Consider the following 24836-nt stretch of genomic DNA (forward strand, 5'->3'; position numbering starts at 1 on the left):
GGCTACCACCGACGTTCGAATTTCTTGCGCAGCCAGATGGCGGCCATGTTCATGGTCACCAGGAACAGCAGCAGCACCATGATGGCCGCCGAGGTCTTCTCGACGAAGGCGCGTTCCGAGCTGCCGGCCCACAGATAGATTTGCACCGGCAGCACCGCCGAGGGGTCCAGCGGGCTCTTGGGGATGTCGACGATGAAGGCCACCATGCCGATCATCAGCAAGGGCGCGGTCTCGCCCAGGGCGCGGGCCATGCCGAGGATGGTGCCGGTCAGCATGCCCGGCATGGCCAGCGGCAGGACGTGGTGGGCGACGATCTGCAAGGGCGAGGCCCCCAGCCCGGCGGCGGCCTGGCGGATGGAGGGCGGCACGGCTTTGAGCGCGGCGCGCCCGGCGATGATGATGGTGGGCAGGCAGATCAGCGCCAGCACCAGCCCGCCCGCCACCGGCGACGAGCGCGGCAGGTGGAAGACGTTGAGGAACACGGCGAGGCCCAAGAGGCCGAACACCACGGACGGCACCGCCGCCAGATTGTTGATGTTGACCTCGATCAGGTCGGTCCAGCGGTTCTTGGGCGCGAATTCCTCGAGATAGACGGCGGTGGCGACGCCTAAGGGGAAGCTGACCGCCAGGGTGACCAGCAGCGAGAAGAACGAGCCCACCACCGCGCCCCAGATGCCCGCCTGTTCCGGTGCCCGCGAATCGCCGCCGGTGAAGAACTGGGCGTTGAAGGCCTTGCGGACCTGTCCGGCCCGCTCCAGCTCGGCCAGCCAGCCCAGCTGGCGCTCGTTGAGGGTGTTGCCCGACTGGCCCTTGACCACCATGTCCAGCTTGTCCGAGGCCAGCAGCCAGACCACGGCCTTGCTGCCGATCAGCGACGGGTCGGCCGCGACCATGCGCCGCAACTGCTCGCCGCCCATGGTGCTGACCATGGCGGACAGGTCGCGCCGGGCGCCGCGATCGGCGTCGGGGGCCAGGCGGGCGGACAGCGCGGTGCGGATCAGGGCGGGATAATCGGCGGCATCCAGCACGTCCGGCGCCCTTGTGCCGTCGGGATCGATCACCTGGGGGTCGAAGGCCACCTCGACGGCGATCTGGGTCTGCAGGAAGCCGGTCCAGCCCTTGGCGACGATGGTGCCGAGCAGCAGCACCAGAAAGCCCGCCGAAATCAGGATCGAGGCCAGTCCGAGGAGGCGGAAGCGCCGCTCGGCGGCGTAGCGCCGGTTCAGGCGGGACGCCACGGTTTCGGCGGTGCGCGCCGCCACGGAGATCTCTGTCATCTCAGTCATACTTTTCCCGATACTTCTGCACGATATGCAGGGCGATGACGTTCAGTCCCAAGGTGATGGCGAACAGCATCAGGCCAAGGGCGAAGGCCGCCAGGGTCTTGGGGCTGTCGAACTCGGTGTCGCCCACCAGCAGGGTGACGATCTGGACGGTGACGGTGGTCACCGCTTCCAGCGGATTGGCGGTCAGCTTGGCCGACAGGCCGGCGGCCATGACCACGATCATGGTTTCGCCGATGGCCCTCGACACCGCCAGCAGCACCCCGCCGACGATGCCGGGCAGTGCTGCGGGCAGTACCACCTGGATGATGGTCTCCGACCGGGTGGCGCCCAGGCCGAAGGCGCCTTCGCGCAAGGATTGCGGCACGGCGGTGATGACATCGTCGGATAAGGACGAGATCAGCGGGATCAGGGTGATGCCCATGACGAAGCCGGCGGCCAGCGCGCTTTCCGCCGCGACGTTGAGGCCCAGCGCGCCGCCCACGGCGCGGATGATGGGGGCCACCGTCACCACGGCGAAGAAACCGAACACCACGGTGGGGATGCCGGCCAGGATCTCCAGGGCGGGCTTGGCCACGGCGCGGATGTGCGGCTGGGCGTATTCCGACATGTAGATGGCCGAGAATAGGCCCAGCGGCAGGGCGACGACCATGGAGATCACGCTGATCAGCATGGTGCCGGTGAGCAGCGGCACCATGCCGAAGGCCCCCGTGCTGCCCACCTGATCCGAACGGGTGGACATCTGCGGGCTCCAGTTCAGCCCGAACAGGAAGTCGAGGAAGTCCACCATGTGGAAGAAGCGCAGCGCCTCGAACAGCAGCGACAGCACGATGCCGATGGTGGTGAAGATGGCCACGGTGGACGAGGCCACCAGGAAGACGTTGATGGTGCGCTCGACCCGGGGGCGGGCGCGCAAGTCGCGGTGGACGCGGCGCCAGGCGAAGGCGGCCCCGGCCAGCGCCAGGCTCACCGTCACCGCCACGGCCGCCGCGAAGCCGGTCTGGTGCAGGCGGGTGTAATGCTGGGCGGCCGCGGCGTAGTCGGGGTTGGTGGTGGCGTGGCCGTGGGCGGCGTTGCGGATCTCGTTGACGATGACGTCGATCTGCTCGGCCGGCAGGGACCGCAAGCCTTCCGGCAGGTCGGCGATGACCAGGGCGCGGATCAGGCCGGGCTCGAACACCAGCCACAGGCCCAGGACGGTGAAGGCGGGCAGGCCGCACCACAGCGCCACCCACCAGCCGTAATAGCCGGGCAGGGAATGGAGCGAGCCGGGATGGCCGTCCGCCACGGCGAAGGCGCGCTTGCGCCCCAGCTGGAACGCCAGGGCCGAGATCAGCAGCAGGATGGCGGCGAGGGTGAAGGTCTGCATGGAGTGGGGGACCCGGAAAAGGAGGCGGGGGAGGCCCCTAGGCCTCCCCCCTGGCGATTACATCTTCAGGTCGCCCAGGTTGCGGGCGTTGGCGGCCTGCTCCTTGCGGGTGGCGTCGGGGGAGGCGATCAGGCCCTTGTCGGCCAGATAGCCTTCCTTGCCCCAGGCCTTGTCCGAGGTGAATTCGGTGACGTATTCCTTGACGCCGGGGACCATGCCCACGTGCTGCTTCTTGATGTAGAAGAACAGCGGGCGCGACACCGGGTACTTGTTGCTGGCGATGTTGTCGTAGGTGGCGACCACGCCGTCCACCGGGGCGGCCTTGACCTTGTCGCGGTTCTGGTCGAGGTAGCTGAAGGTGATGACCCCCAGGGCGCCCGGGTTGGAGGTGATCTTCTGCTGGATGACGGTGTAGTTCTCGGACACCTCGATCCAGGCGCCGTCCTCGCGCACGGTCTGGCAGGCCTTCTTCTTGGCGGCCTTCTCCATGTCCTTCAGCTCGGGCTGCTTGGCGCAGGCGGGATCGAGCACCAGTTCCACATAGGCGTCGCGGGTGCCGTGGTTGGGGGCCGGGCCGTAGACCAGGATCGGCTCCTTGGGCAGCGACGGGTCGACGTCGCTCCAGGTCTTGTAGGGGTTGGGCACCAGCTTGCCGCCCACCACCACGTCCTTGGCGGTGGCCTTGTACATCTGCTCGCGGGTGAGCTGGAAGTCGGGGCCGTTCTTGGAATTCATGAACACGATGCCGTCATAGCCGATCACCACCTCGGTGATGCCGGTGACGCCGTTCTTGGTGCAGAACTCCACTTCCGACGGCTCGATGCGGCGCGACGCATTGGTGATGTCGGGGAAGCTCTCGCCGACGCCCGAGCAGAACAGCCGCAGCCCGCCGCCGGTGCCGGTGCTCTCGACCACCGGAGTCTTGAACTTGCCGCCCTTGCCGAAGGCCTCGGCGACGGAGGTGGCGAAGGGGTAGACGGTGGACGAGCCGACGATGCGGATCTGATCGCGGGCATGGGCGGCGCCGGTGGTGGCGAAGGCGGCCAGGGCGACAGCGGCGACGGCCAGGGTCTTGGTGGACATGAAACCTCCAACGGGAGTGCAACGGAAGTGGGAGAGCCGGCTCCCACGGCCGGCATCCTATCGGCGCTGTGTTACAGTCCCGGGACACAAGCGTGAAGGTTTTGTGACAGGAATATTAATCACATGGAATCAATGGTTTGATCGCCGAAAACAGGCGTCCGAGGGCATCCTCGACGCTCCATCCCGCCAGGTTTCCATAGCCCAGAATCAGTCCCGGCGGCCCTTTTATGACACGATGGAAGCCCAGCGGCGCACAGCCCAGGCCGTGGTCGCGGGCGGCCTGGGCGATGGCGGCCTCGTCACTTGCCTCGGGCAGGTGGAGGATGGCGTGCAGTCCCGCCGCTCCTGCCGTGACCGGAAGGTCGGGCCCCAGGATGCGGAGGGCGGCTTCCAGCAACTGGCTGCGGCGGCGGCCGTACAGGGTGCGCATGCGCCGCAGATGGGCGCCGAAATGGCCTTCGGTCATGAAGGCGGCCATGGCCGCCTGGGTCAGTCCGGCCGGGGCCATGTCGGCGGTGCGCCGGGCCGCCACGAAGGCGGGCAGCAGCGCGTGCGGCACCACCAGCCAGCCCAGGCGCAGGCCGGGAAACATGCTCTTGGAGAAGGTGCCGAGATAAAGGGTGCGGTCCTGCCGGTCCAGTCCCTGCAGCGAGGCGGTGGGCGCTCCCGCGTGGTGAAAGTCGCTGTCGTAATCGTCCTCGATGATCCAGCCGCCCTTGCGCGCCGCCCAGTCGATCAGGGCAAGACGGCGCGCCAGCCCCATGGTGGCACCGGTGGGAAACTGGTGCGACGGCGTGACGCAGGCCAGCCGCGCCTGGGGGCAAAGCCGTTCGGCCAGGGCGGGATCGAAGCCGCCTTCGTCCACCGGCACCGCCTCGGCCACCGCTCCGGCGGCGCGCAGCACGCCCGACAGCCCGCCATAGCAGGGATCTTCCACCAGCACCCTTTCCCCCGGCTCCACCAGCACGCGGGCCACCAGGTCCAGGGCCTGCTGCGAGCCGCCCACCACCATGATCTGGCCGGGGTCGCAGCGCACCGCCCGAGTGCGGCCCACATGCTCGGCGATGGCCCGGCGCAGCGGCGGATGGCCCAGGGGATCGATGCCGCACATCAGCTCCACCGGCGGCCGCCGCCACAGCCGTCCCAGCACGCGCCGCCACTCGGCATGGGGAAAGGCGGCCAGGTCGGGCACGCCGGGGGCGAGGGGGCGGGTGGGGTCGCGCACCATCAGCATGGGCGGGGTGGCGCTCCAGGCGGCGGTCCTGCCTCCCATGGGCGATGGCGGCGGTGAGGCCGGGCCGGAGGCGGCGGTTCCCACCGGCTGCTGGCGGGCAGCCACGCGGGTGCCCGATCCCTGCCGCCCCTCGGTGAAGCCCTCGGCGGCCAATTGATCGTAGGCGGCCAGCACCGTGTTGCGCGCCACGCCCAATTGTCCGGCCAGCGAGCGCGACGAGGGCAGGGCGGCGCCTTCCCCCAGCCGTCCGTCCAGGATGGCTTCCCGCAAGGCGAGATACAGGCGGCGATGCAGGGGCTGGCCGCAATCATCGGCGGGCAGGGCGAGGGTGAGGGGCATGATGGCCTCGGAAAGTGGCCCCTTCACTATACAATAAGTGGACCTTTCAATGGAACCACTCGCGGCGCAAGAATGCCCTCGACCTGTCATCCCGAGGCATCGCCGAGGGATCTTTCAGCCCAAAGCGATGGCCGGTTTTACCTGAAAGATCCTTCGCGGCGCTCAGGATGACAAAATGAGGAGCCCTGTCATGCTTGCCACCACCGAACGCACCACCGTCCGCCAGCGGCCCCAGCGGGGCAGCCACGACCCGGACCTGATCGCCGCCATTCTCGACGAGGCGCTTACCTGCACCGTCGCCTTCGTCGATGATGGCCGACCGGTCAGTATACCGACCACCCACTGGCGCATGGGCGAGAGGGTGCTGTTCCATGGGGGCATGGGGTCGCGGCTGGGCAGGATGATGGCCGCCGGGGCGGATCTCTGCGTTACCGTGACCCTGGTGGACGGGCTGGTGCTGGCCCGTTCGGCCTTTCACCATTCCATGAATTACCGGTCGGTCGTGCTGTTCGGCCAAGCCGAAGAGATCAGCGGCCCGGCGGAGAAGGAGGCGGCCCTGGCCGCCCTGATCGAGAAGCTGACGCCGGGGCGCTATGCCTCGGTCCGGCCGCCGACGCAAAAGGAACTGGCGGCGACCCGCCTGCTGGCTCTGCCCATTGCCGAGGGGTCGGCCAAGGTGCGGTCCGGCCCGCCGGTGGACGACGAGGCAGACATGTCCTGGCCGGTCTGGGCGGGCGTGGTGCCGGTAGCTGTTGTGAAGGGGGAGCCGGTGGCGGGCTAGCCCGTCTGTCCGCTTTCGCGCAGGAATGCCGCGTATTTCACATCGAAGGTCATGATGTGGTTGCACAGCCAGTCGCGAAGCAGGTTGGAAAGCTCGCCATCGACGGCGTCGGCCCCGGATATCATCAGGCGGTCGATGATGTTTTCCAACTGGAAGATCAGGTGGTCATGTTCATAGGCATGGGCGCTGCGCTCGGGGTAGGCGCTGCGTTCCATGCTGGCGATTTCGGCGGCGAAATGCCGCTTGGTGTAGGAACTGAGATCGCCGATGGCCTGGCTGACCGCCGTCGCTCCATGGGTCGGCGAGGCGAGCAGGCGGTTCATCAGTTCGAACAGCTTCTTATGATCGCTGTCGATGGCCTCGACCCCCACGAGAAGGTCGTCCGACCAGGAAATATGCTCGGCCATAGCTCGCCCCTCCGTTTGGGAATGGGATGATATTACCTATGGGCTAGGCGATTGCCAAGGGGGGTGTCAGCGCCGCAGCGCCGCGATGTTGGCGGCGTAGTCCTTGGTCTTGAACACCGCCGAACCGGCCACCAGCACGTTGGCGCCCGCCGCCACCACGCGGTGGGCGTTGTCGGCGGTGACGCCGCCGTCCACTTCCAGGTCGATGGGACGCGTGCCGATCATTTTGCGGATGCGGGCGATCTTTTCCAGCTGGGCCTCGATGAAGCTCTGGCCGCCGAAGCCGGGATTGACGCTCATCACCAGGACGAGGTCCAGCTTGTCCAGAACGTATTCGATGACGTTTTCGGGCGTGGACGGGTTGAGCGACACGCCGGCCTTCTTGCCCAGGGACCGGATCAGCTGCAGCGAGCGGTCCAGGTGCTTGTCGGCCTCGGCATGGACCACGATGATGTCTGCGCCGGCCTTGGCGTAGTCCTCGATATAGGGCTGGGCGGGGTCGATCATCAGGTGGACGTCGAAGACCTTGGCGGTATAGGGCCGGATGGCCTTGATGATGGCCGGGCCGAAGGTGAGGTTGGGCACGAAATGGCCGTCCATGACGTCGATATGCACCCAGTCGCAGCCGGCCGCGTCGATGGCCTTGACCTCTTCGCCCAGGCGGGCGAAATCGGCGGACAGGATGGAGGGTGCGATCTTGACGGTCATGGCGGCCTTCTTGCGGCCCCCCACCCCAACCCCTCCCCACGGGGGGGAGGGGCTAAGGCCGGAGAGGCGGTTTTATTTTCCCCCTCCCCTTGATGGGGAGGGGTTGGGGTGGGGTGTCCCCTTACTGGATCTTGGGAGCCAGGGCGCCCTTGGCGTAGAGGGCGGACATGTCTTCCAGGCCGATCACCTTGATCTTCGAGGCCTGGCCGGCGGTGCCGAAGGCCTGGTAGCGGCTCTTGCAGACCTCGACCATGGCGGCGATGGAGGGCTTCAGGTAGTCGCGGGGATCGAACTTCTTGGGGTTGTCGTGGAAGTACTTGCGGATGGTGCCGGTGACGGCCAGACGCAGATCGGTGTCGATGTTGATCTTGCGCACGCCGTGCTTGATGCCCTCGACGATCTCCTCGACCGGCACGCCGTAGGTCTCGCCCAGGGCGCCGCCGTAATCGTTGACGATCTTCAACAGGTCCTGGGGCACCGAGGAAGAGCCGTGCATCACCAGATGGGTGTTGGGGATGCGGGCGTGGATTTCCTTGATGCGCTTGATGGCCAGCACCTCGCCCGTCGGCGGACGGGTGAACTTGTAGGCGCCGTGGCTGGTGCCGATGGCGATGGCCAGCGCGTCCACCTGGGTCTGCTTGACGAATTCGGCGGCCTCGTCCGGGTCGGTCAGCAGCTGGGAATGGTCCAGCTTGCCCTCGGCGCCGATGCCGTCTTCCTTGCCGGCGGTGCCGGTTTCCAGCGAGCCCAGGCAGCCCAGCTCACCCTCGACCGAGACGCCGCAGGCGTGGGCGATGTCGACCACCGCCTTGGTGACGCGGACGTTGTAGTCCCAATCGGACGGGGTCTTGCCGTCTTCCTTGAGCGAGCCGTCCATCATGACCGACGAGAAGCCGGACTGGATGGCGCGCACGTTGACCGCCGGGCTGGTGCCGTGGTCCTGGTGCATGCAGACCGGGATCTGGGGGTAGGCTTCGACGGCGGCCAGGATCAGGTGGCGCAGGAAGGGCTCGCCGGCGTATTTGCGCGCACCCGCCGAGGCCTGGAGGATCACCGGCGAATCGGTGGCCGCAGCCGCCTCCATGATCGCCTTGACCTGCTCCATGTTGTTCACGTTGAAGGCGGGAATGCCGTAGCCGTTCTCGGCAGCGTGGTCGAGGAGCTGGCGCATCGAAACGAGGGACATCTTGACTACTCTCCTTCCTGGCGTTTTGCCGTCTTAGCCGTCTTAGAGGCGAGCCTGGGCGGCGTCGGCCACCGCACGCGCGGTAATGCCGAAATGCTCGTAGAGTTTCTCGGCGGGCGCCGAGGCTCCGAAGCCGTTCATGCCGATGACGGCGCCGTTTTCGCCGGTCCAGCGCTCCCACCCGAAGGTGCCCAGCGCCTCGACGGCGACCCGCACGGTTCCCTCACCCAGCACAGAAGAACGATACTCCTTCGGCTGACGTTCGAACAGTTCCCAGCAGGGCATGGACACCACGGCGGCCGCGATGCCCGATTCGGCCAGCAGCTTCTGCGCCTCGATGGCCAGACTGACTTCCGAGCCGGTGGCGATCAGGGTGACCTGGCGCTTGCCCTTGGCGTCCGAGATCACATAGGCGCCCTTGGCGGTCAGGTTCTCGTCGGTGTGGGTGGTACGCAGTGTCGGCAGGTTCTGGCGCGACAGGGCGAAGACCGAGGGGCCGGTGGCGTTTTCCAGGGCGGCCTCGTAGGCCTCCATGGTCTCCACCGGATCGGCGGGGCGGAACACCAGCACGTTGGGGGTGGCGCGCAGCGCCGACAGGGTCTCGATGGGCTGGTGGGTGGGGCCGTCCTCGCCCAGGCCGATGGAATCGTGGGTCAGCACGTAGAGCACCCGCTGGTCCATCATGGCGCTCATGCGCAGCGCCGGCCACAGGTAGTTGGCGAAGATCAGGAAGGTGCCGCCATAGGGGATGAAGCCCCCGTGCAGCGACAGGCCGTTCATGATGGCGGCCATGCCGTGCTCGCGCACGCCGTAATGAATGTAGCGGCCCGAGAAGTCGCGGGCGCTGACCGGCTTGGTGGCCTTGGTGATGGTGAGGTTGGAGTGGGTGAGGTCGGCCGAGCCGCCGATCATCTCGGGGATCACCGGGGTCAGCGCTTCGAGCACTTCCTGGCTGGCCTTGCGGGTCGCCCATTTGGGCTGCTCGGCCGAAACCTTCTTCTTGAAGTCGGAGACCGCCTGCTTCCAGGCTTCCGGCAACTGGCCGGCATTGGTGCGCTCGAATTCGGCCTTGCCCCCATAGGCGTTGAAGCGCTTCTCCCACTCGGCGCGGGCGGTGGCACCCCGGGCGCCGGCGGCGCGCCAGGCGGAGAGCACGCCCTCGGGGATCTCGAAGGGCGCGTGCGGCCAGTCGAGCTTGGCGCGTGCCCCGGCGATCTCCTCGGCCCCCAGGGGGGCGCCGTGGGTCTTCTCGCTGCCCGCCTTGGTGGGGGCACCGAAGCCGATGGTGGTCTTGCAGGCGATCAGGCTGGGCTGGCCGGACTTTTGCGCCGCCGCGATGGCCTGGGCGATGGCTTCCGGGTCATGGCCGTCCACGCGGCAGACGTCCCAGTTGGAGGCCTGGAAGCGGGCCAGCTGGTCGTCGGAGGTGGACACCGAGGTGTCGCCGTCGATGCAGATGTGGTTGTCGTCCCACAGCACGATCAGCTTGGAGAGGTTCCACACGCCGGCCAGCGAGATGGCCTCCTGGCTGATGCCTTCCATCAGGCAGCCGTCGCCGGCGATGACGTAGGTGAAGTGATCGACGATATCCTTGCCGTGGCGGGCGGCGGCCAGCTTCTCGGCCAGGGCGAAGCCCACGGCGTTGGCGATGCCCTGGCCCAGCGGACCGGTGGTGGTCTCGGCGATGGCGACGTGGCCGAATTCCGGATGGCCGGCGGTGCGGTAGCCCATCTGGCGGAAGTTCTTGATCTGCTCGATGTCGGAAATATCCTCGAAGCCGGTGAGGTGGCCCAGCGCGTAAAGCAGCATGGAGCCGTGGCCCGCCGACAGAATGAAGCGGTCGCGGTCGGCCCATTTGGGGGCCTTGGCGTCGTACTTCATGAAGCGGGTGAACAGCACGGTGGCCACGTCGGCCATGCCCATGGGCATGCCGGGATGGCCGGACTTGGCCTTCTCGATGGCGTCCATGGTCAGGAAGCGGATGGCGTTTGCCATAGCGGCGTGGGTGGTCATCGAGGAGTCCTTGAAGAGAGTGAAGGTTTATTTCAGGCGCGGCGGTGCCACGAGGTCAGCATCTGGCGCGGCCCGGCGGCCCCGCCGATCATCATGGTCTGGGTCTTTTCCAAGTCGCGGGTGCGTTCGACGCCTTCCAGCATCAGGCCGGTGGTGATGCCGGTGGCGCAGAACATCACGTCGTCGGAGCGCACCATCTCGTCGAGACGGTACCAGCGGGTAAGGTCCATGCCGGAATCTTCGACCGCGGCGGCCTCGGTGGCCAGCTGGGGGTCGATGCGGCCCAGGAACTCGCCGCCCATGGCGCGGATGGCGATGGCCGACAGCAGGCCTTCCGGAATGCCGCCGGTGCCCATCAGGGCGTCGATGCCGGAATTGGGAATGGCCGCCATCAGGGCGCCGGCCACGTCGCCCGCCGGATAGAGGGCGACGCGCGCCCCGGCGTTGTGGATGGCGTTGACCAGCGCCTTGTGGCGCGGCTTTTCGATGACGTAGACGGTCATGTCCTCGATGGGCTTGTTCAGCGCCTCGGACAATTGCTTCAGGCGTTCGGCCACCGGGGCTTTGGGGTCGATCTTGCCCCTTGCGGCGGGCGGGGCGGCCAGCTTTTCCATGTAGCGGGCGGGGCCTGGGTCGAACAGGGTGCCGTGGGGGGCCATGGCCACCACCGCCATGGCGTTGGTCATGCCCTTGGCCAGGAACGAGGTGCCTTCCAGCGGGTCCACCACCAGGTCCCAGGCCGGATCGCCGCTCTGGGGCCCGAAGCGCTGGCCGTGATAGAGCATGGCGATCTCGTCCATGGGCCCTTCGCCCACCAGCATGCGGGCGTCCAGGCTCAGGCTCTGCAGTTCGGCCTGCATGGCCGACACGGCGGCGTCATCGGCCAGGGCCTTGTCGCCGCGGCCGATCCAGGCATAGGCGGCCCGCGCCGCCCCTTCCGTGGCGCGGCGCAGTTCGTAGACTCCGACACTGCCGGTCTGTCGCTGTTCGGTCATCGGCCGTTTCCAATTTCCGGTGAGGTGTTTTGGCCGATAGTGGGGGGTCGGGTCAAGCGAAGGAACACCCGTTCGGTCCCATCCGCAAGATTCTTGTGGATAGGTTCGCCGCTACCCGGATGGACGGGGTCAGGAGAAGGCCTTGAAGGCGATCAGGGTGAAGGTGTCCTTGACGCCCGGCAGGCGCTGGATGGTGTCCACCACGAACTGGCCGATATCGGCGGAATCGTCGAGGTAGCATTTCAGCATCAGGTCGTATTGGCCCGAGATGGAATGCACCTCGGAGACCTGTTCGATGTCGACGGCCCCGTCGGCGACCTGGTAGGCCAGCCCCAATTCGCACTTCACCTGAACGAAGATGGTCTGCATGGGGCTGTATCCCTTCAGTCCTCGGATTCGGAATCCGTGTCGCCGTCGGCGCTGGCCTTGCTGCTCTTGACGGGCAGGGGCACGGCGGCGGCGATGAAGTCCGGCATGTGGTCGCCGAAGCCGATCACCCCGTCGGGGTGCAGCATCTCGCCGATGCCCAGCTCGTCGATGCGGCCACGGCGGCGTCCACCGCGATCGTCGCGGCGGCCTTCGTCCCGGTTGCGCCCACCCCGGCGGGGTTCGTCGCGGCGGGATTCGTCACGGTCGCGACCGCGTCCACGCGGGCGTTCGGCGCGTTCCGGCCGCTCGGCCCGTTCCTCGCGCGGCTGCTCGCCGACTTCAGCCGGGGCGGCCTCGACCGCTTCGGCCTCGGGGGCGGGGGATTCGTCGCGGCGGGGGCGGCGCTCGCGCCGGGGCTTGGCCTCGTCGCGGCCTTCGTCCTTGGTGCGCGAGGGACGCTTGCCGTCCTTGGGGGCGCCACGGCCGCCACGGCCCTTGCGCGCCGTCATGTCCAGCTCCAGGGCGGGGACGCCCTCGACCTCGATGCGGGGAATGGCCTGGCCGATCAGCGTCTCGATGGCGCCGACGAAGCGGCCGTCATCGGGGCTGGCGATGGTGAAGGCGTGGCCTTCCATGCCGGCGCGCCCCGTCCGGCCGATACGGTGGACGTAATCCTCGGCGTGGATGGGCACGTCGAAATTGAATACGTGGCTGACCGCCGAGATGTCGATGCCGCGGGCGGCCACGTCGGAGCAGACCATCAGCCGGGCTTCGCCCTTCTTGAACTTCTCCAGCGTCTCGCCCCGCGCACTCTGCGCCATGTCGCCATGCAGCTGCACCACGTCGAAGCCGTGCTTCTTCAAGCTGCGGTACAGCACGTCCACGTCGCGCTTGCGGTTGCAGAAGATGAAGGCGTTCTTGACGTTCTCGATGCGGATCAGGTGGCGCAGCGTCTCGCGCTTGTCGATCTCCTCGACCACGGCCATGGCCTGGACCACGGTGGTGGCGGTGGTCCCGCGCGAGACGGTGATTTCCTTGGGGTTCATCAGGAAGGCGTCGGCCAGGCGGCGGATCTCGGGGCCCATGGTGGCCGAGAAGAACAGGGTCTGCCTGATCTTGGGCAGCAGGCCGACGATCTTCTCCACGTCGGGGATGAAGCCCATGTCCAGCATGCGGTCGGCTTCGTCGATGACCAGCACCTTGACGTCGTTCAGCAGGATGCGGCCGCGCTCGAACATGTCGAGCAGGCGGCCCGGCGTGGCGATCAGCACGTCGACGCCGCGGTCCAGCAGGGCCACCTGGTCGCTCATGGACTCGCCGCCGATGATCAGCGCCTTCTTGAGCGGATGGTGCTTGCCGTACTTGTCGAAATTCTCCGCCACCTGGGCGGCCAGTTCCCGGGTGGGTGCCAGGATCAGCGAGCGGGGCATGCGCGCCTTGGCGCGGCCGGCCGCCAGGATCTCGATCATGGGCAGCGTGAAGGACGCCGTCTTGCCGGTGCCGGTCTGGGCGCAGCCCAGCACGTCGCGGCCCATGAGCACCACAGGGATCGCCTGGGCCTGGATGGGGGTGGGGTGCGTGTACCCCGATTCAGCGAGCGCCTTCAGAATCTCCGGCCCGAGGCCGAGGTCTTCGAAGGTGGTCGTGGCGGTTTCCGGGCCGTCTTCGCGGCCGATGTCTTGATGGGTCGTCATGTGGGGCCGGATAATTATGGTTTCCCGGTATTAAGTCAATGACGGAACACGGTTTCCCCATTGTATCGCCCATTGCGGCGGGATTACGCTTGGTCGCCGAGCCCAAGGAGAGCCGCCGCCATGCTGATCGATGCCCAACGTTCCAGCCTGCTGATCATCGACGTGCAGCAGGGATTGGCGCCGGTGATGAGCGATCCCCGGCGGGTTTACCGCGGCTGTACCCTGCTGTTGCGCGCCGCCGCCCGCCTCGGCCTGCCGGTGGTGATCACCGAGCAGTACCCCAAGGGCCTGGGCCATACCGTCGGCGAGTTGATGGAGCACGCGCCCCAGGACGCGGTGATGGAGAAGCTGCACTTTTCCTGTGCCGCCGACCCGGCCATCCTGGCCCGTCTGCGCGAGACGGAGCGCGAGCAGGTGGTGATCGCCGGCATCGAATCCCATGTCTGCGTGCTGCAAAGTGCGCTGGGACTTCTGGAATCCGGCTTCCGGCCGGTGGTGGTGGCCGATGCCTGCGCGTCGCGCGACCCCGCCAACTTCCAGGCGGCCATGTCGCGGCTGGCCGATAACGGCGTGGAGATCGTCACCGTCGAGATGGTGATCTTCGAGTGGCTGCACGTGGCCGGCACGCCGGAATTCAAGGAGCTTTCCGCCCTGATCAAATGATGGTGGGAGGGCCGGGCCCCGCTCCCCTATTCCAAGGGCTAAGGACTTGAAATATCAGGGGTGAACCCCGCGTCGGGCCAAAATCTTTTCATCAGGGATATTTTTCCCTTTCCATCGCCTGAAAACGGCGTATATAGCGGCTTCAGGTGAGACGTACAGCGCACGTGCCTCTGGCCCCATGCGGGTTTAAGTAACGACGTCCAAGGCGTCTTCTGGGTGCAGGCGGGGTGTAAAGCCCCCGGTGCTTGGAGGAAGTAGCTATGAACGTGGTGGCTCGGCAGTCGCTGTCGATGAACTCCAATCCTCTCTTCGCGAACGGGTTCCGTCCCCGGCAGGCCTGGGCCTTGCTGTGGGTCGACGTGCGAAGTACCTCCCGGCGGATCTGACGGCTTCCCGAATTGCCGTCAAATGACCGTCGTCCCGCCGTTTGAGTGCGGTGGGCCGGACAGAGAGAGTTTTCGGGCCCTTTCATGGCCCGGCCTGTTCGAAGAGGATGTCGCGATGACCGCGAAGATTGCCCGTTTCCTTGAGGAAGTCCGCCCCGTCACCCCCTGCGTGGTCGTCGATCTCGACGTGGTGCGCGACAATTACCAGGGCCTGCGACGCTGGTTGCCCCTGGCCGAGGTCTATTACGCGGTCAAGGCCAACCCGGCGCCGGAAATCGTGCGCATGCTGGTGGGCGAGGGCTCGCGCTTCGACGTGGCGTCTCGGGGCGAAATCGACCTGTGCCTGTCCAACGGCGCGCCGGCCGAGCGCATCTCGTTCGGCAACACCATCAAGAAGCAGTCGGACATCGCCTACGCCTACGCCAAGGGCGTGCGCCTCTACGCCTTCGATTCCGAGGCCGAGTTGGAGAAGCTGGCCGAGGCCGCGCCCGGCTCGCGCGTGTTCTGCCGCATCCTGATGACCTGCGACGGCGCCGAATGGCCGCTGTCGCGCAAGTTCGGCTGCGAGACCGACATGGCCCGCGACCTGTTGATCAAGGCCCGCGACATGGGGCTCGAGCCCTATGGCGTCTCGTTCCACGTGGGCAGCCAGCAGACCGACCTGAAGCAGTGGGACATCGCGGTGGGCAAGGCCGCCATGCTGTTCTCGGCGCTGGACGCCGCCGGCATCGAGCTGCGCATGGTCAACCTGGGCGGCGGCTTCCCGGCCCGCTACCGCAAGGAAGTGGACGGCATCGAGCGCTACGCCGAGGCCGTCATGGACGCCATGACCACCCATTTCGGCAACAACATCCCCTCCATGATCATCGAGCCCGGCCGTTCCCTGGTGGGCGACGCCGGCATTCTGGAGACCGAGGTGGTGCTGATCAGCCGCAAGGGCTATGACGACGACGTGCGCTGGGTCTATCTCGACGTGGGCAAGTTCGGCGGCCTGGCCGAGACCATGGACGAGGCCATCAAGTACCGCATCGTCACCACCCGTGACGGCGACCACACCGCCCCCGTGGTTCTGGCTGGCCCCACCTGCGATTCCGCCGACATCTTGTACGAGAAGGCCGGCTACGAGATGCCGGTCAGCCTCAAGGTGGGCGACAAGGTGCGCATTCTGTCCACCGGCGCCTACACCACCTCGTATTCGGCGGTGAACTTCAACGGCTTCGAGCCCCTGAAGGCCTATTTCATCTAATATTGGCCCCTCAAGCGCCGGGCGCGCGCCTCCGCGCGCTTGGCTACCGCGGCGTAAGCCGCGCGGCCCCTTGGGCCTAGCCCAGCCCCAACGGCATGGCCGTCGTCGCTGGGCGGGGAGCGGACCTCTCCTCGCCTACGTTTTGATGGCCCGCCCGGCAAGTTCTGCCGGGCGGGCTTTTTTGCGCCCTGGTTCCGGCAAGTCCTGCCGGTCGATGTCGGGTTAGCGCATTGATTCGCAATGAAATGGCAAGTGGCACTCCGCTTGCAAATAACTCAGCGGATCAATGCCCGTCGTAAACGGAGGCGACGATGCTGTGGGGTGCTTTTACCAACGCCAGCCAGGCGATGCAGACGATGGATTGGGCCATGGGCTCGATCTCGCAGAACATCGCCAACGTCAACACGACCGGCTACAAGGAAAAGGAAACCCTTTTCAAGACGGTGCTGTCGGAATCGCACTCGTCTCCGGTTCTGACCCAGAACTCGCCCAACAAGTCCACGGCCACCTCCGGGCTGGACATCTTCGGCGTGCGGCCGGTGGACCGCACCCTGATCACCAAGTCGGGCACCATCACCTCGTCGACCACCTGGAGCGACATGGCCATCAACGGCCGGGGGTTCTTCATCGTCTCGCCTCCCGACAGCACCGGTGCGCCCACGGGCACCAGCACCAATCTCTATACCCGGGCCGGTGAGTTCGGCCAGAGGGCGGTGAACGGCAACAACTATTTCACCACCGCCGATGGCAACTTCCTCATGGGCTGGGCGGCCGACACCAAGGGGGTGGTCACCCCGGGAGCCCTGTCGCCGGTCTACGCCAATATCGGCCAGAAGAGCGACGGCTTCGCCACCACCAACATTCAATTGGTGGCCAACCTGCCGTCCAACGCCACCCAGACCCCGTCCGCCAAGGTCTTCACCGACACCACCAGCATCACCGACGGCTTCGGTTCGGCCCAGGATATGACCATGACCTGGACGCGGGTGGACGGCCAGACCTGGAGCGTGGCCTTCGCCTTGCCCGCCAATCCGGCCAGCGGCAGCGTCGGCACCATCACCGGCTCGCCGGTCACCGTGACCATGGATTCCAACGGGGCCATCACCGCGCCCACCACCTCGGCGTCGGGCACCGGGTTCGCCGACCTGACCATCGACTGGTCGGCGGGTCCCACCCTGCAGACCACGGCCAGCCTGAACCTCAATTCCAACAAGCCGTCCTTCGCCAATATCGGCGAGACCATCGCCATCTACGACAACGCCTTCAATTCCCATAACCTGACCATGACCTTCGAGCATTCGGGCAATGGCCAGTGGTACATGCGCTTCCAGCCGGTGGCGGCGGAAGGCGCCGTTTCGGCGATCACCGCCGATGGCACGACCTATACCGATTCCATTCCCATCACCTTCGACGGGGCGGGCAACATCCTCACCCCGGCCACCGCGTCCTTCACCGTCGACTGGACGGCCACGGGGGCAGGGTCGAACACGGTGAGCCTGGACATGAAGAAGCTCACCCAGTTTGCCGGTGAGACCAACACGAAGCTGGCCGTCAAGGTCATCGACCAGGACGGCTACGCCAGCGGCGTGATGGACAAGGTGGAAATCGCCACCGACGGCAGCGTCATGGCTCATTACGACAACGGCGAATCCCGGCGCATCTTCCAGATTCCGGTGGCCAGCTTCGTTTCCGCCGATCAACTCGACGCCATTTCGGGGACGCTGTTCCGCGCTACCGAGCAGGCGGGCAACATGACGGTGGCCGCCATCACCGACCAGGGCAGCGGGGCAAGCATCGTCGCCTCGGCGGTCGAGACCTCCAACGTGGCGCTGGAGGACCAGTTCACCCGGATGATCGTCACCCAGAAGGCCTATTCGGTAAATTCGAACGTCTTCAAGACCGCCGACGAGATGGTGCAGTCGGTACGCGACCTGATCTAGCGTCCTGCCTTCCGAAATTCATGTCATGGATTTCGGGGATGAGCAGGCCGCCACGCGAGGCTATTTCCGCCAGGCCTTCAGGCGTTTGGCCGCCTCGGCCATGTGTTCGGCCGAGCCGGCATAGGAAAAGCGCAGCGTCCGGTTTCCTTCCAGCGGGTCGAAATCCACGCCGGGCGTGCAGGCCACCCCGGTTTCCGCCAGCATGCGGGCGCAGAACGCCCGGCTGTCGGTGGTCAGCTCCGACACGTCGGCATAGAGGTAGAAGGCGACGTCCGACGGGGCCAGGCGGTCGAAGCCGGCTTCCGGCAGTTCCGCCAGCAGAATGTCGCGGTTGGCGCGGTAGGCGGCGACGCGGGCCTCCAATTCGTCCAGGCAGTCGAACACCGCCTCGGCCGCCACCTGGGACAGGGTGGGCGGCGAGATGTAGAGATTCTGGGTCAGGCATTCCACCGAACGGGCCAGATCCTCGGGCAGCACCATCCAGCCCAGCCGCCAGCCGGTCATGGCGTAGTATTTCGAGAAGCTGTTGACGATGATGGCGTGCGGGGCGGCATTCAAGCCGGCGGCGGTGGCGGCGGCACGGCCATAGGTGATGCCGTGATAGATCTCGTCGGAGATCAGGCGGACCTGATGCAGTTCGCACCAGGCGGCCAGTTCCGCCACCTCGTGGGCCGACAGCATGGAGCCGGTGGGGTTGGACGGCGACGCCACCACCACGCCGTCCAGCCGGCCTTGGATGCCGGCCAGCACCTCGGCGGTGATCTGCCAGCGGCTGCCTGGGCCCACCGGCACCAGCACGCATTCCACCCCCAGGGCCTGGAGGATGTTGCGGTAGGCGGGATAGCCGGGTGCCGCCACCGCCACCCGGTCGCCGGCCTCGAAGGCGGCCAGGAAGGCCAGCAGGAAGCCCGCCGACGAACCGGTGGTGACGCAGATGCGCTCGGGGGCCACCGCGACGCCGTAGGCCCGCTGGTAGTGCTGGGCGATGCGTTCGCGCAAGGAATCGCGGCCCATGGCCAGGGTGTAGCCCAAAGGCTCGGCCCTGACGGCGCGGGCCGCCGCCTCCAGCACCTTGGCGGGAGCCTGACCCGAGGGCTGGCCCACCTCCAGGTGGATGATTTCGGCGCCCTGGGCCTCGCGGGCGGCGGCGGCGCGCATCACGTCCATGACGATGAAGGGGGCGATGGCGCCGCGTTGAGCGGCCTTGAAGCTCATTCCTTCTTGCCCGCCACGTTGGCCAGGCCGAAGCCGCGCGGATCGGTGGCCATGTCGCAGCCCTCGGGGTCCTTGAAGCCCAGCGGGCAGAAGATGGCCTCCACCCGGCTGGGCATGGGGGTGGCGCTGACCTGGTGGCCGCGGCTGGCCAGCGGAGCGGGGTCCAGCGCGATGGCGCCGGTCTCGACGAAGACGGCGTCGGGCTTGCCGGCATGCACCAGACGCGGCTGGGCCAGGGCCTCGGACAGCGGCTTGCCGTCGCCGGCGGCGGCCAGGAAGCTCTGGACCAGGGACGAGGCGGCGGTGCCGCCGCCCGACGCGGCGCCGATGAACCGGACGGCGCCGTTATGGGTATTGGCGGTCAGCATCACGGCGGTGGCCGGCGGGCCGTTCAGGCCGGGCACGCCCGACAGCATGATGCCGGTGCCGGGCGCCATGCGGCCGTTGCCGAACAGGCCGTGGCTGGTGACGCTGCACGCCACCGCCATGCCGTTGCCGTCCAGCACGGCGAATCCGGTTCCCGACTGGCTGTCGGAGGGAGGGGCGGCGACGTCGGTCACCGGCTGATGGCGGTCGGCGGCATAGCCGGCCATCATGGTGGCGATGCGGCTGTCCGACACCAGGGTTTCCGGGGCCTCGTTGCTCCAGCCGTTGGGCCGCATCCAGCGGCCGCGCTCGGCGAAGGAGCGGGCCGAGGCCTCGGCCAGCAGGTGCGGGCGCTCGGACGCGTCGGTGTCCTTCCAGCGCGGCCACAGGGCGGCCACCAACTGGGCGGCCATGGTGCTGCCGGTCGAGGGCGGCGGGGCGAACCAGGCGGTCTCCGAGCCCACCTTGACGGCGATGGCGTCGCGCCAGGTGGGGCGGATGTCGCGCAGATCGTCCAGCGACAGGGTGCCCCCCGCCGCCTGCACGCCCTTGACCAGCTCGCGGGCCTGGGGGCCGACGTAGAAATTGCCGGTGTTGTGGCGCAGTGTCGAAATCATCGCGGCCAGATGGGGCTGGGCCATCAGGTCGCCCTCGCGCAGCACCGAGCCGTCGGGCCGCATGAAGACGGCGCGCGCCGCCGGATCGCGGCCGATGATGGCCAGGCCGCGCGACAGGTCGTTGGCCAGGGCGCGCGACACCGGCACCCCGCTGCGGGCCAGGCGCTCGGGTTCGACCAGCAGGCTTTCCCAGCGCAGCTTGCCGTACTTGGCGTGCAGCGCGAAGAAGCCGCGCGGGTTGGCCGGCACGGCCGAGGGCAGAGGTCCCGACATGGCCGAGGCGAGGGCGGGAAAATCGATGACTTCCGTCTTCTTTTTGCCGCTATCATGTACTATGCAGGTTCCGCCGCCGCCCAGGCTGGCGGTGGACGGATAGGTGACCGCCAGGGTGAAGTAGATGGCGGCGGCCGCATCGGCGGCGGTGCCGCCCGCCGACAGGACGTCGCGTCCCAGCACGGCGGCGCGGGGCTCGTCGGCGGCGACCATGCCGCCGAAGCCGGTGATGTGGCCGATTTGCCCGACCGGGCGCGCCGGATCGCCGCAGGCGGCCAACGCCAGCATCGCCGCCAGCGCGGTGAGGGAAAGAGCGGAGTTGCGGCCGCGTGCCGAATTGACCGATGAGGAGTGTTCCTTGCTCACGCGCATAATCCTTCTGGTGACGTTCCTGTTGGTCGCTTCGATGCCGCCCGCCCTGGCCCAGTCGCAGCCCAAACGGCAGTTCATCCGTGACGCGGAGGTGGAAAATACCATCCGGACTTTCGGGACGCCAATTTTTCAGGCGGCGGGTCTGGACCCGGCGGCGATCCGCATCAATCTGATCGTCGATCCGACGCTCAACGCCTTCGTGGCCGGCGGGCAGAACATCTTCTTCCATACCGGCCTGCTGGTGCGGTCCGAGCATCCCGGCCAGTTGATCGGCGTGATGGCCCACGAAACCGGCCACATCGCCGGCGGGCACCTGATCCGCGGCAACGACGCCATGGCCAACGCCTCGACCGAGGCGATCATCGCCACCCTGCTGGCCGCCGCCGCCGGCGCGGCCACCGGGCGGGGCGACGTCGCCATGGCCGGTGCCATCGGCGGCAACGAGCTGGCCATGCGGAGCTTGCTGGCCTTTTCCCGCAGCCAGGAGAGCCAGGCCGACCAGATGGCCATGCGCTTCCTCGACGACACGCATCAGTCGGGCAAGGGGCTGGTCGAGTTCTTCGAGATCCTGGGGGACCAGGAGGCGCTGGTCTCGTCGCGCCAGGACCCCTATGTGCGCACCCACCCGCTGACCCGCGACCGCGTCTCCTTCGTGCGCAACGCCGTGGATCATTCCCCCTATGCCAAGACCCCGTGGCCGGCGGAGTGGATCGAGATGCATCTGCGCATGAAGGCCAAGCTGTTCGCCTTCATCGAGCCGCCCATCCGCACCTTCCAGCGCTACAAGGAAACCGACACCAGCCTGGTGGCGCGCTACGCCCGCGCCGTCGCCGCCTATCGCAAGCCCGATATCCCCATGGCGCTGGGGCTGATCGACGGTCTGCTGAAGGAAAAGCCCAACGATCCCTATTTCTGGGAGCTGAAAGGCCAGATGCTGTTCGAGAACGGGCGCGGCGCCGAGGCCATGGAACCCTATCGCAAGGCGGTCAAGCTGCTGCCCAACAGCGCCCTGCTGCGCATCTCCCTGGGACAGGTGCTGATCGAGAGCGAGGATCCCGCCTTGCTGGGCGAGGCGCAGACCCACCTCACCGCCGCCGTCAACCGCGAGCCCGAGGACGTGTTCGCCTGGCAGCAACTGGCCATCGCCTATGGCCGCGACGGCAAAGAGGGCATGGCCTCCTACGCCCTGGCCGAGCACTACATGCTGACCGGCAAGCTGGCCGAGGCGCAGTTCCATGCCAACAAGGCGGAACAGCTGCTGGGCAAGCAGGGGGCGGTGTGGCTGCGCCTTCAGGACATCAAGGAACGCGCCTCCCAGGTCAAGGCCGACCGCGACCGGGGCCGTAAATGGTGGTAGGCCTTGCCCCCACCTGCGGCTTCGGCCAATATGCCCGCCATCATTTCCGCCTCTTGAGGGTCCCTCGCCAATGATCGCCAAGACTTTCGCCGCCGCCTTGATGGTGTCCGGCCTTGCCCTTGCCTCCCTGCCGGCCGCCGCCCAGGAGGTCCCGTTGACGCCCAAGCAGACCGAGGCGGTCAAGAAGGTGGTGCGTGACTACCTGATGGAGCACCCCGAGGTGCTGGGCGAGGCCCTGGAGGCGCTGCGCGAGAAGATGCGCGCCCAGGCCGAAGCCGACGCCCACAAGATGCTGGAAGCCCGCAAGGACGAGATCTTCAAGGCCCCCGACGACCCGCAGGGCGGCAATCTCAAGGGCGACCTGACCGTGGTCGAGTTCCTGGATTACAATTGCGGCTTCTGCAAGCAGGCCTTCGACCCCCTGTGGGAAGCGGTCAAGGCCGACGGCAAGGTCCGCGTCGTGGTCAAGGAATACCCCATCCTCGGCCCCGATTCGGTTCTGGCCGCCCGCGTCGCCCTGGTGGCCAAGGCCCAGAGTCAGGCCAAGTACGACGATATCCACCGCGCCTTCATGAAGTTCCGCGGCCGCCTGGACGAGAAGGCCATCTACAAGATCGCCGGCGAGCAGGGCATGAATGTGGAGCAGCTGAAGAAGGATGTGGGCGCGCCCGAGATCGAGAAGCAGCTGAAGAAGAATTTCGACCTGGCCCGTTCGCTCGATATCGGCGGCACCCCCACCTTCATCGTCGGCGACCGCATCATCTCCAGCGCGTTGGACCAGCAGACCCTGAAGCAGCTGATGGACGCGGCACGCCGCTCCGCCGCCAAGCAAGGCGGCTGATCCTTTTCGCTTTTGGTTAAAGACGGCGAAAGCCCCCGGTCGCAAGGCCGGGGGCTTTTTTTGCGCGGCAGGGCCCAAGAGAGGGGGCCCGGCGACCACGCGGACAGGGCTTCTTCGCCGAGGCGGTGGACTGAACCACAGAGACGCAGAGACACAGAGAAGGCACGGAGAAATAAAACAGTTTCTCTTTTCCTTTGTGCCCTCTCTGTGTCTCTGCGTCTCTGTGGTGATACCACCCGATGCCAAATTCTCGGGATATGCCGATGAAGACCAAGGCGGAATGGCCGTCCCAGGACAAAAAAATCCCCGGGGACCTTGCGATCCCCGGGGTGCGTAGGGTGGAGTAAAGTGTCTTAGTAGATATCGTGCTGCGTGTTGTACACGTTGAACTTGCCGGTGGGCGTGATCAGCTTGGGATCCTTGATCACGGCCTTCAGCTTACGAGTCTTGTCGTCGATGATGACGATGGCCGACGGGTCGGTCTTGCCGGCCCAGATCGAGAACCACACTTCATCGCCCTTCTCGTTGTACTCGGCGTGCACGGCGCGCTTCACGGCCTTGGTCTCCGGCAGACCGGCCATCTTGGCGATGTTGATCACTTCCGGGCCCTTGTCGAGGTTCTTGATGTCGTACACGGTCACCGACTCGGCGGCGGCCGCTTCCGGCATCAGCGGGGCGTCAGCCCACAGGTTGGTCGACTTGGGGTGGGTCTTGACGAACAGCGAACCAGCGCCGTGGTTCTTCAGTTCGGCGACGACCTTCCAGGCCTGATCCTTGTGCTTGGCCGGGTCGGTGCCGATCAGGGTGATCACGTCGGCACCGAGGTGCGAGGTGGCCCACACCGGACCGAACTTGGGATGGTTGAAGTTGGCGCCGCGGCCCGGGTGGGGCTTGGACTTGGTTTCAACCAGAGCGGCCAGCTTGCCTTCCTTGGTATCGACGACGGCCACCTTGTTGGAGGCGTTGGCGGCGACCAGGAAGTAGCGCTTGGAGGCGTCCCAACCACCGTCGTGGAGGAACTTGGCCGACTCGATGGTGGTCTCCTTCAGGTTCTTGATGTCGGAGTAATCCACCAGCTTGATCAGGCCGGTTTCCTTCAGGTTGATGACCCACTCGGGCTTGATCATCGAGGAGACGATCGAGGCCACGCGGGGCTCGGGGTGATACTCGCCGTCCACGGTCACGCCGCGGGTCGAGACGATCTTGAGCGGCTTCAGGTCGGCGCCGTCCATGATCACGTACTGCGGCGGCCAGTAGGAGCCGGCCACGGCGTACTTGTCCTCGAAGCCCTTGAACTTGGAGGTATCGACCGAGCGAGCGTCCATGCCGATCTTGATGGTGGCCACCACGGCGGGGGTCTCCATCCACAGGTCGATCATGTCCAGCTTGCCATCGCGGCCGATGACGTACACGAAGCGGCCCGACGCCGACAGGCGCGAGATGTGCACGGCATAGCCGGTCTTGATGATGGTCCAGATCTTCTTGGTGTCGCCGTCGATGAGGGCGATTTCACCGGAGTCACGCAGGGTCACCGAGAAGACGTTCTTCAGGTTGACCTTGTTCATCTGCTTCTTCGGGCGGTCTTCGGGCTTAACCACGACCTTCCAAGAGGCAGTCATTTCCTTGATGCCCCACTCCGGCGGAACGTCCGGGGTCATCTGGATGTAGGTGGCCATGTTCTTGATTTCATCCTTGGTCAGGATGTCGTCGAAGTTGACCATGCCGCCATCGGTACCATTGGTCAGAATCTTCTCGAGACGGGCCTGACCCAGCTTGGTCGTATTGGCCGGCTCGAGATTCTTACCCGTGGCGCCCTTGCGCAGCACGCCGTGGCAGCCGGCGCAACGCTCGAAATAGATCTTCGCGCTGGCTTCCTTGGCTTCCTTGCTCAAGGTCGCTTCCTGCGCCATGGCGGCTCCACCCATCGCAAACGGCAGAGCCGTCAGCAACAATGCGTTCCGAACACCCTTCCACATACGGCAACCCTCCCTAGATACGTCAAACTACACCGTGGCCGGGAGCCCCCCACGAGGGATCTGCGGCCAAAGCACTAAAAGTCTGGGCACAATGGCCTTCCTGGGCTGGTCGGGATGTGACTA

The 24836-nt window shown here is 66.7% G+C and carries 20 protein-coding genes; 6 read left to right on the forward strand and 14 right to left on the reverse strand.

Annotation, left to right across the window (positions count from 1 at the left end):
* Nucleotides 1-2: 2 nt before the first annotated feature.
* The 4 genes from pstA to pdxR all read right to left on the reverse strand — a co-directional run bounded on the left by pstA (nt 3) and on the right by pdxR (nt 5308).
* Nucleotides 3-1277: a phosphate ABC transporter permease PstA gene (gene pstA, locus WV31_RS17975; protein ID WP_085374856.1), complete on the reverse strand. Its 1275-nt coding sequence runs from the start codon at nt 1275-1277 to the stop codon at nt 3-5.
* A 1-nt stretch (nt 1278) separates the two neighbouring features.
* The gene (pstC, locus tag WV31_RS17980) at nt 1279-2652 is read right to left on the reverse strand and encodes a phosphate ABC transporter permease subunit PstC (protein WP_085374857.1); all 1374 of its coding nucleotides are present in this window, start codon (nt 2650-2652) and stop codon (nt 1279-1281) included.
* 57 nt (nt 2653-2709) lie between these two features.
* Nucleotides 2710-3735 (reverse strand): substrate-binding domain-containing protein, encoded by a 1026-nt coding sequence (locus tag WV31_RS17985; RefSeq protein ID WP_085374858.1) that lies wholly within the window; start codon nt 3733-3735, stop codon nt 2710-2712.
* Nucleotides 3736-3850: 115 nt separating this feature from the next.
* Nucleotides 3851-5308: a MocR-like pyridoxine biosynthesis transcription factor PdxR gene (pdxR, locus tag WV31_RS17990; protein WP_085375655.1), complete on the reverse strand. Its 1458-nt coding sequence runs from the start codon at nt 5306-5308 to the stop codon at nt 3851-3853.
* Nucleotides 5309-5498: 190 nt separating this feature from the next.
* On the opposite strand from pdxR, the gene WV31_RS17995 reads away from it, so the two are divergent.
* Nucleotides 5499-6089, forward strand: coding sequence for a pyridoxamine 5'-phosphate oxidase family protein (locus WV31_RS17995; RefSeq protein ID WP_085374859.1), 591 nt, complete (start codon nt 5499-5501; stop codon nt 6087-6089).
* Here WV31_RS17995 and WV31_RS18000 read toward each other — a convergent pair.
* The 7 genes from WV31_RS18000 to WV31_RS18030 form a co-directional block, all read right to left on the reverse strand.
* Nucleotides 6086-6496 carry a bacteriohemerythrin gene (locus WV31_RS18000; protein ID WP_085374860.1) on the reverse strand — a complete coding sequence of 137 codons (411 nt, stop codon included), beginning with the start codon at nt 6494-6496 and terminating at the stop codon, nt 6086-6088. The two genes, WV31_RS17995 and WV31_RS18000, sit on opposite strands and share 4 nt — an antisense overlap.
* Nucleotides 6497-6562: 66 nt before the next feature.
* Nucleotides 6563-7204, reverse strand: a complete 642-nt coding sequence (gene rpe, locus WV31_RS18005; RefSeq protein WP_085375657.1) for a ribulose-phosphate 3-epimerase — start codon at nt 7202-7204, stop codon at nt 6563-6565.
* A gap of 121 nt (nt 7205-7325) precedes the next feature.
* Nucleotides 7326-8390, reverse strand: a complete 1065-nt coding sequence (gene fba / locus WV31_RS18010) for a class II fructose-bisphosphate aldolase (protein ID WP_085374861.1) — start codon at nt 8388-8390, stop codon at nt 7326-7328.
* A 42-nt stretch (nt 8391-8432) separates the two neighbouring features.
* Nucleotides 8433-10403, reverse strand: a complete 1971-nt coding sequence (gene tkt / locus WV31_RS18015) for a transketolase (RefSeq protein ID WP_085374862.1) — start codon at nt 10401-10403, stop codon at nt 8433-8435.
* Nucleotides 10404-10435: 32 nt separating this feature from the next.
* Complete coding sequence (glpX, locus tag WV31_RS18020) at nt 10436-11398, reverse strand: class II fructose-bisphosphatase (RefSeq protein ID WP_085374863.1); 963 nt, start codon at nt 11396-11398, stop codon at nt 10436-10438.
* 129 nt (nt 11399-11527) lie between these two features.
* Nucleotides 11528-11767, reverse strand: a complete 240-nt coding sequence (locus tag WV31_RS18025; protein WP_068432937.1) for an Lrp/AsnC ligand binding domain-containing protein — start codon at nt 11765-11767, stop codon at nt 11528-11530.
* A 14-nt stretch (nt 11768-11781) separates the two neighbouring features.
* On the reverse strand, nt 11782-13461 hold the full coding sequence (locus WV31_RS18030) for a DEAD/DEAH box helicase (protein ID WP_085374864.1): 1680 nt from the start codon (nt 13459-13461) through the stop codon (nt 11782-11784).
* Nucleotides 13462-13581: 120 nt separating this feature from the next.
* Between WV31_RS18030 and WV31_RS18035 the strand changes: the two genes are divergently transcribed.
* From WV31_RS18035 to WV31_RS18045, 3 genes are all read left to right on the forward strand, one after another.
* Nucleotides 13582-14124 (forward strand): hydrolase, encoded by a 543-nt coding sequence (locus WV31_RS18035; protein WP_085374865.1) that lies wholly within the window; start codon nt 13582-13584, stop codon nt 14122-14124.
* Nucleotides 14125-14625: 501 nt separating this feature from the next.
* A complete protein-coding gene (locus tag WV31_RS18040) occupies nt 14626-15756 on the forward strand; it encodes a type III PLP-dependent enzyme (protein WP_085374866.1) in 1131 nt (376 codons plus the stop codon).
* Nucleotides 15757-16067: 311 nt separating this feature from the next.
* Nucleotides 16068-17696 carry a flagellar hook-basal body complex protein gene (locus WV31_RS18045; RefSeq protein ID WP_085374867.1) on the forward strand — a complete coding sequence of 543 codons (1629 nt, stop codon included), beginning with the start codon at nt 16068-16070 and terminating at the stop codon, nt 17694-17696.
* A 60-nt stretch (nt 17697-17756) separates the two neighbouring features.
* On the opposite strand, the gene WV31_RS18050 is transcribed toward WV31_RS18045, so the two are convergent.
* Entirely contained in the window at nt 17757-18911 is a 1155-nt protein-coding gene (locus WV31_RS18050) for a pyridoxal phosphate-dependent aminotransferase (RefSeq protein ID WP_085374868.1), read from the reverse strand.
* Nucleotides 18908-20539 (reverse strand): gamma-glutamyltransferase, encoded by a 1632-nt coding sequence (locus WV31_RS18055; RefSeq protein ID WP_085374869.1) that lies wholly within the window; start codon nt 20537-20539, stop codon nt 18908-18910. Before WV31_RS18055 ends, WV31_RS18050 begins: the two co-directional genes overlap by 4 nt.
* On the opposite strand from WV31_RS18055, the gene WV31_RS18060 reads away from it, so the two are divergent.
* Nucleotides 20526-21896: a M48 family metalloprotease gene (locus tag WV31_RS18060; RefSeq protein ID WP_085374870.1), complete on the forward strand. Its 1371-nt coding sequence runs from the start codon at nt 20526-20528 to the stop codon at nt 21894-21896. The genes WV31_RS18055 and WV31_RS18060 overlap by 14 nt on opposite strands.
* A gap of 70 nt (nt 21897-21966) precedes the next feature.
* A complete protein-coding gene (locus tag WV31_RS18065; RefSeq protein ID WP_085374871.1) occupies nt 21967-22737 on the forward strand; it encodes a DsbA family protein in 771 nt (256 codons plus the stop codon).
* A 353-nt stretch (nt 22738-23090) separates the two neighbouring features.
* Here the strand turns inward: WV31_RS18065 and WV31_RS18070 are convergent, their stop codons facing one another.
* Complete coding sequence (locus tag WV31_RS18070; protein ID WP_085374872.1) at nt 23091-24713, reverse strand: nitrite reductase; 1623 nt, start codon at nt 24711-24713, stop codon at nt 23091-23093.
* Nucleotides 24714-24836 lie beyond the last annotated feature (123 nt).

This window comes from Magnetospirillum sp. ME-1 (assembly GCF_002105535.1).
Lineage (GTDB): Bacteria > Pseudomonadota > Alphaproteobacteria > Rhodospirillales > Magnetospirillaceae > Phaeospirillum.

Bases quoted from the DNA above. Each gene is read 5' to 3' on its own strand.
- WV31_RS18030 (WP_085374864.1), bottom strand. From the start codon at position 13,461: ATGACGACCCATCAAGACATCGGCCGCGAAGACGGCCCGGAAACCGCC.
- WV31_RS18065 (WP_085374871.1), top strand. From the start codon at position 21,967: ATGATCGCCAAGACTTTCGCCGCCGCCTTGATGGTGTCCGGCCTTGCC.
- WV31_RS18055 (WP_085374869.1), bottom strand. From the start codon at position 20,539: ATGCGCGTGAGCAAGGAACACTCCTCATCGGTCAATTCGGCACGCGGC.
- WV31_RS18035 (WP_085374865.1), top strand. From the start codon at position 13,582: ATGCTGATCGATGCCCAACGTTCCAGCCTGCTGATCATCGACGTGCAG.
- glpX (WP_085374863.1), bottom strand. From the start codon at position 11,398: ATGACCGAACAGCGACAGACCGGCAGTGTCGGAGTCTACGAACTGCGC.
- fba (WP_085374861.1), bottom strand. From the start codon at position 8,390: ATGTCCCTCGTTTCGATGCGCCAGCTCCTCGACCACGCTGCCGAGAAC.
- pdxR (WP_085375655.1), bottom strand. From the start codon at position 5,308: ATGCCCCTCACCCTCGCCCTGCCCGCCGATGATTGCGGCCAGCCCCTG.
- WV31_RS17995 (WP_085374859.1), top strand. From the start codon at position 5,499: ATGCTTGCCACCACCGAACGCACCACCGTCCGCCAGCGGCCCCAGCGG.
- pstA (WP_085374856.1), bottom strand. From the start codon at position 1,277: ATGACAGAGATCTCCGTGGCGGCGCGCACCGCCGAAACCGTGGCGTCC.
- WV31_RS17985 (WP_085374858.1), bottom strand. From the start codon at position 3,735: ATGTCCACCAAGACCCTGGCCGTCGCCGCTGTCGCCCTGGCCGCCTTC.
- rpe (WP_085375657.1), bottom strand. From the start codon at position 7,204: ATGACCGTCAAGATCGCACCCTCCATCCTGTCCGCCGATTTCGCCCGC.
- WV31_RS18045 (WP_085374867.1), top strand. From the start codon at position 16,068: ATGCTGTGGGGTGCTTTTACCAACGCCAGCCAGGCGATGCAGACGATG.
- pstC (WP_085374857.1), bottom strand. From the start codon at position 2,652: ATGCAGACCTTCACCCTCGCCGCCATCCTGCTGCTGATCTCGGCCCTG.
- WV31_RS18025 (WP_068432937.1), bottom strand. From the start codon at position 11,767: ATGCAGACCATCTTCGTTCAGGTGAAGTGCGAATTGGGGCTGGCCTAC.
- tkt (WP_085374862.1), bottom strand. From the start codon at position 10,403: ATGACCACCCACGCCGCTATGGCAAACGCCATCCGCTTCCTGACCATG.
- WV31_RS18050 (WP_085374868.1), bottom strand. From the start codon at position 18,911: ATGAGCTTCAAGGCCGCTCAACGCGGCGCCATCGCCCCCTTCATCGTC.
- WV31_RS18000 (WP_085374860.1), bottom strand. From the start codon at position 6,496: ATGGCCGAGCATATTTCCTGGTCGGACGACCTTCTCGTGGGGGTCGAG.
- WV31_RS18040 (WP_085374866.1), top strand. From the start codon at position 14,626: ATGACCGCGAAGATTGCCCGTTTCCTTGAGGAAGTCCGCCCCGTCACC.
- WV31_RS18070 (WP_085374872.1), bottom strand. From the start codon at position 24,713: ATGTGGAAGGGTGTTCGGAACGCATTGTTGCTGACGGCTCTGCCGTTT.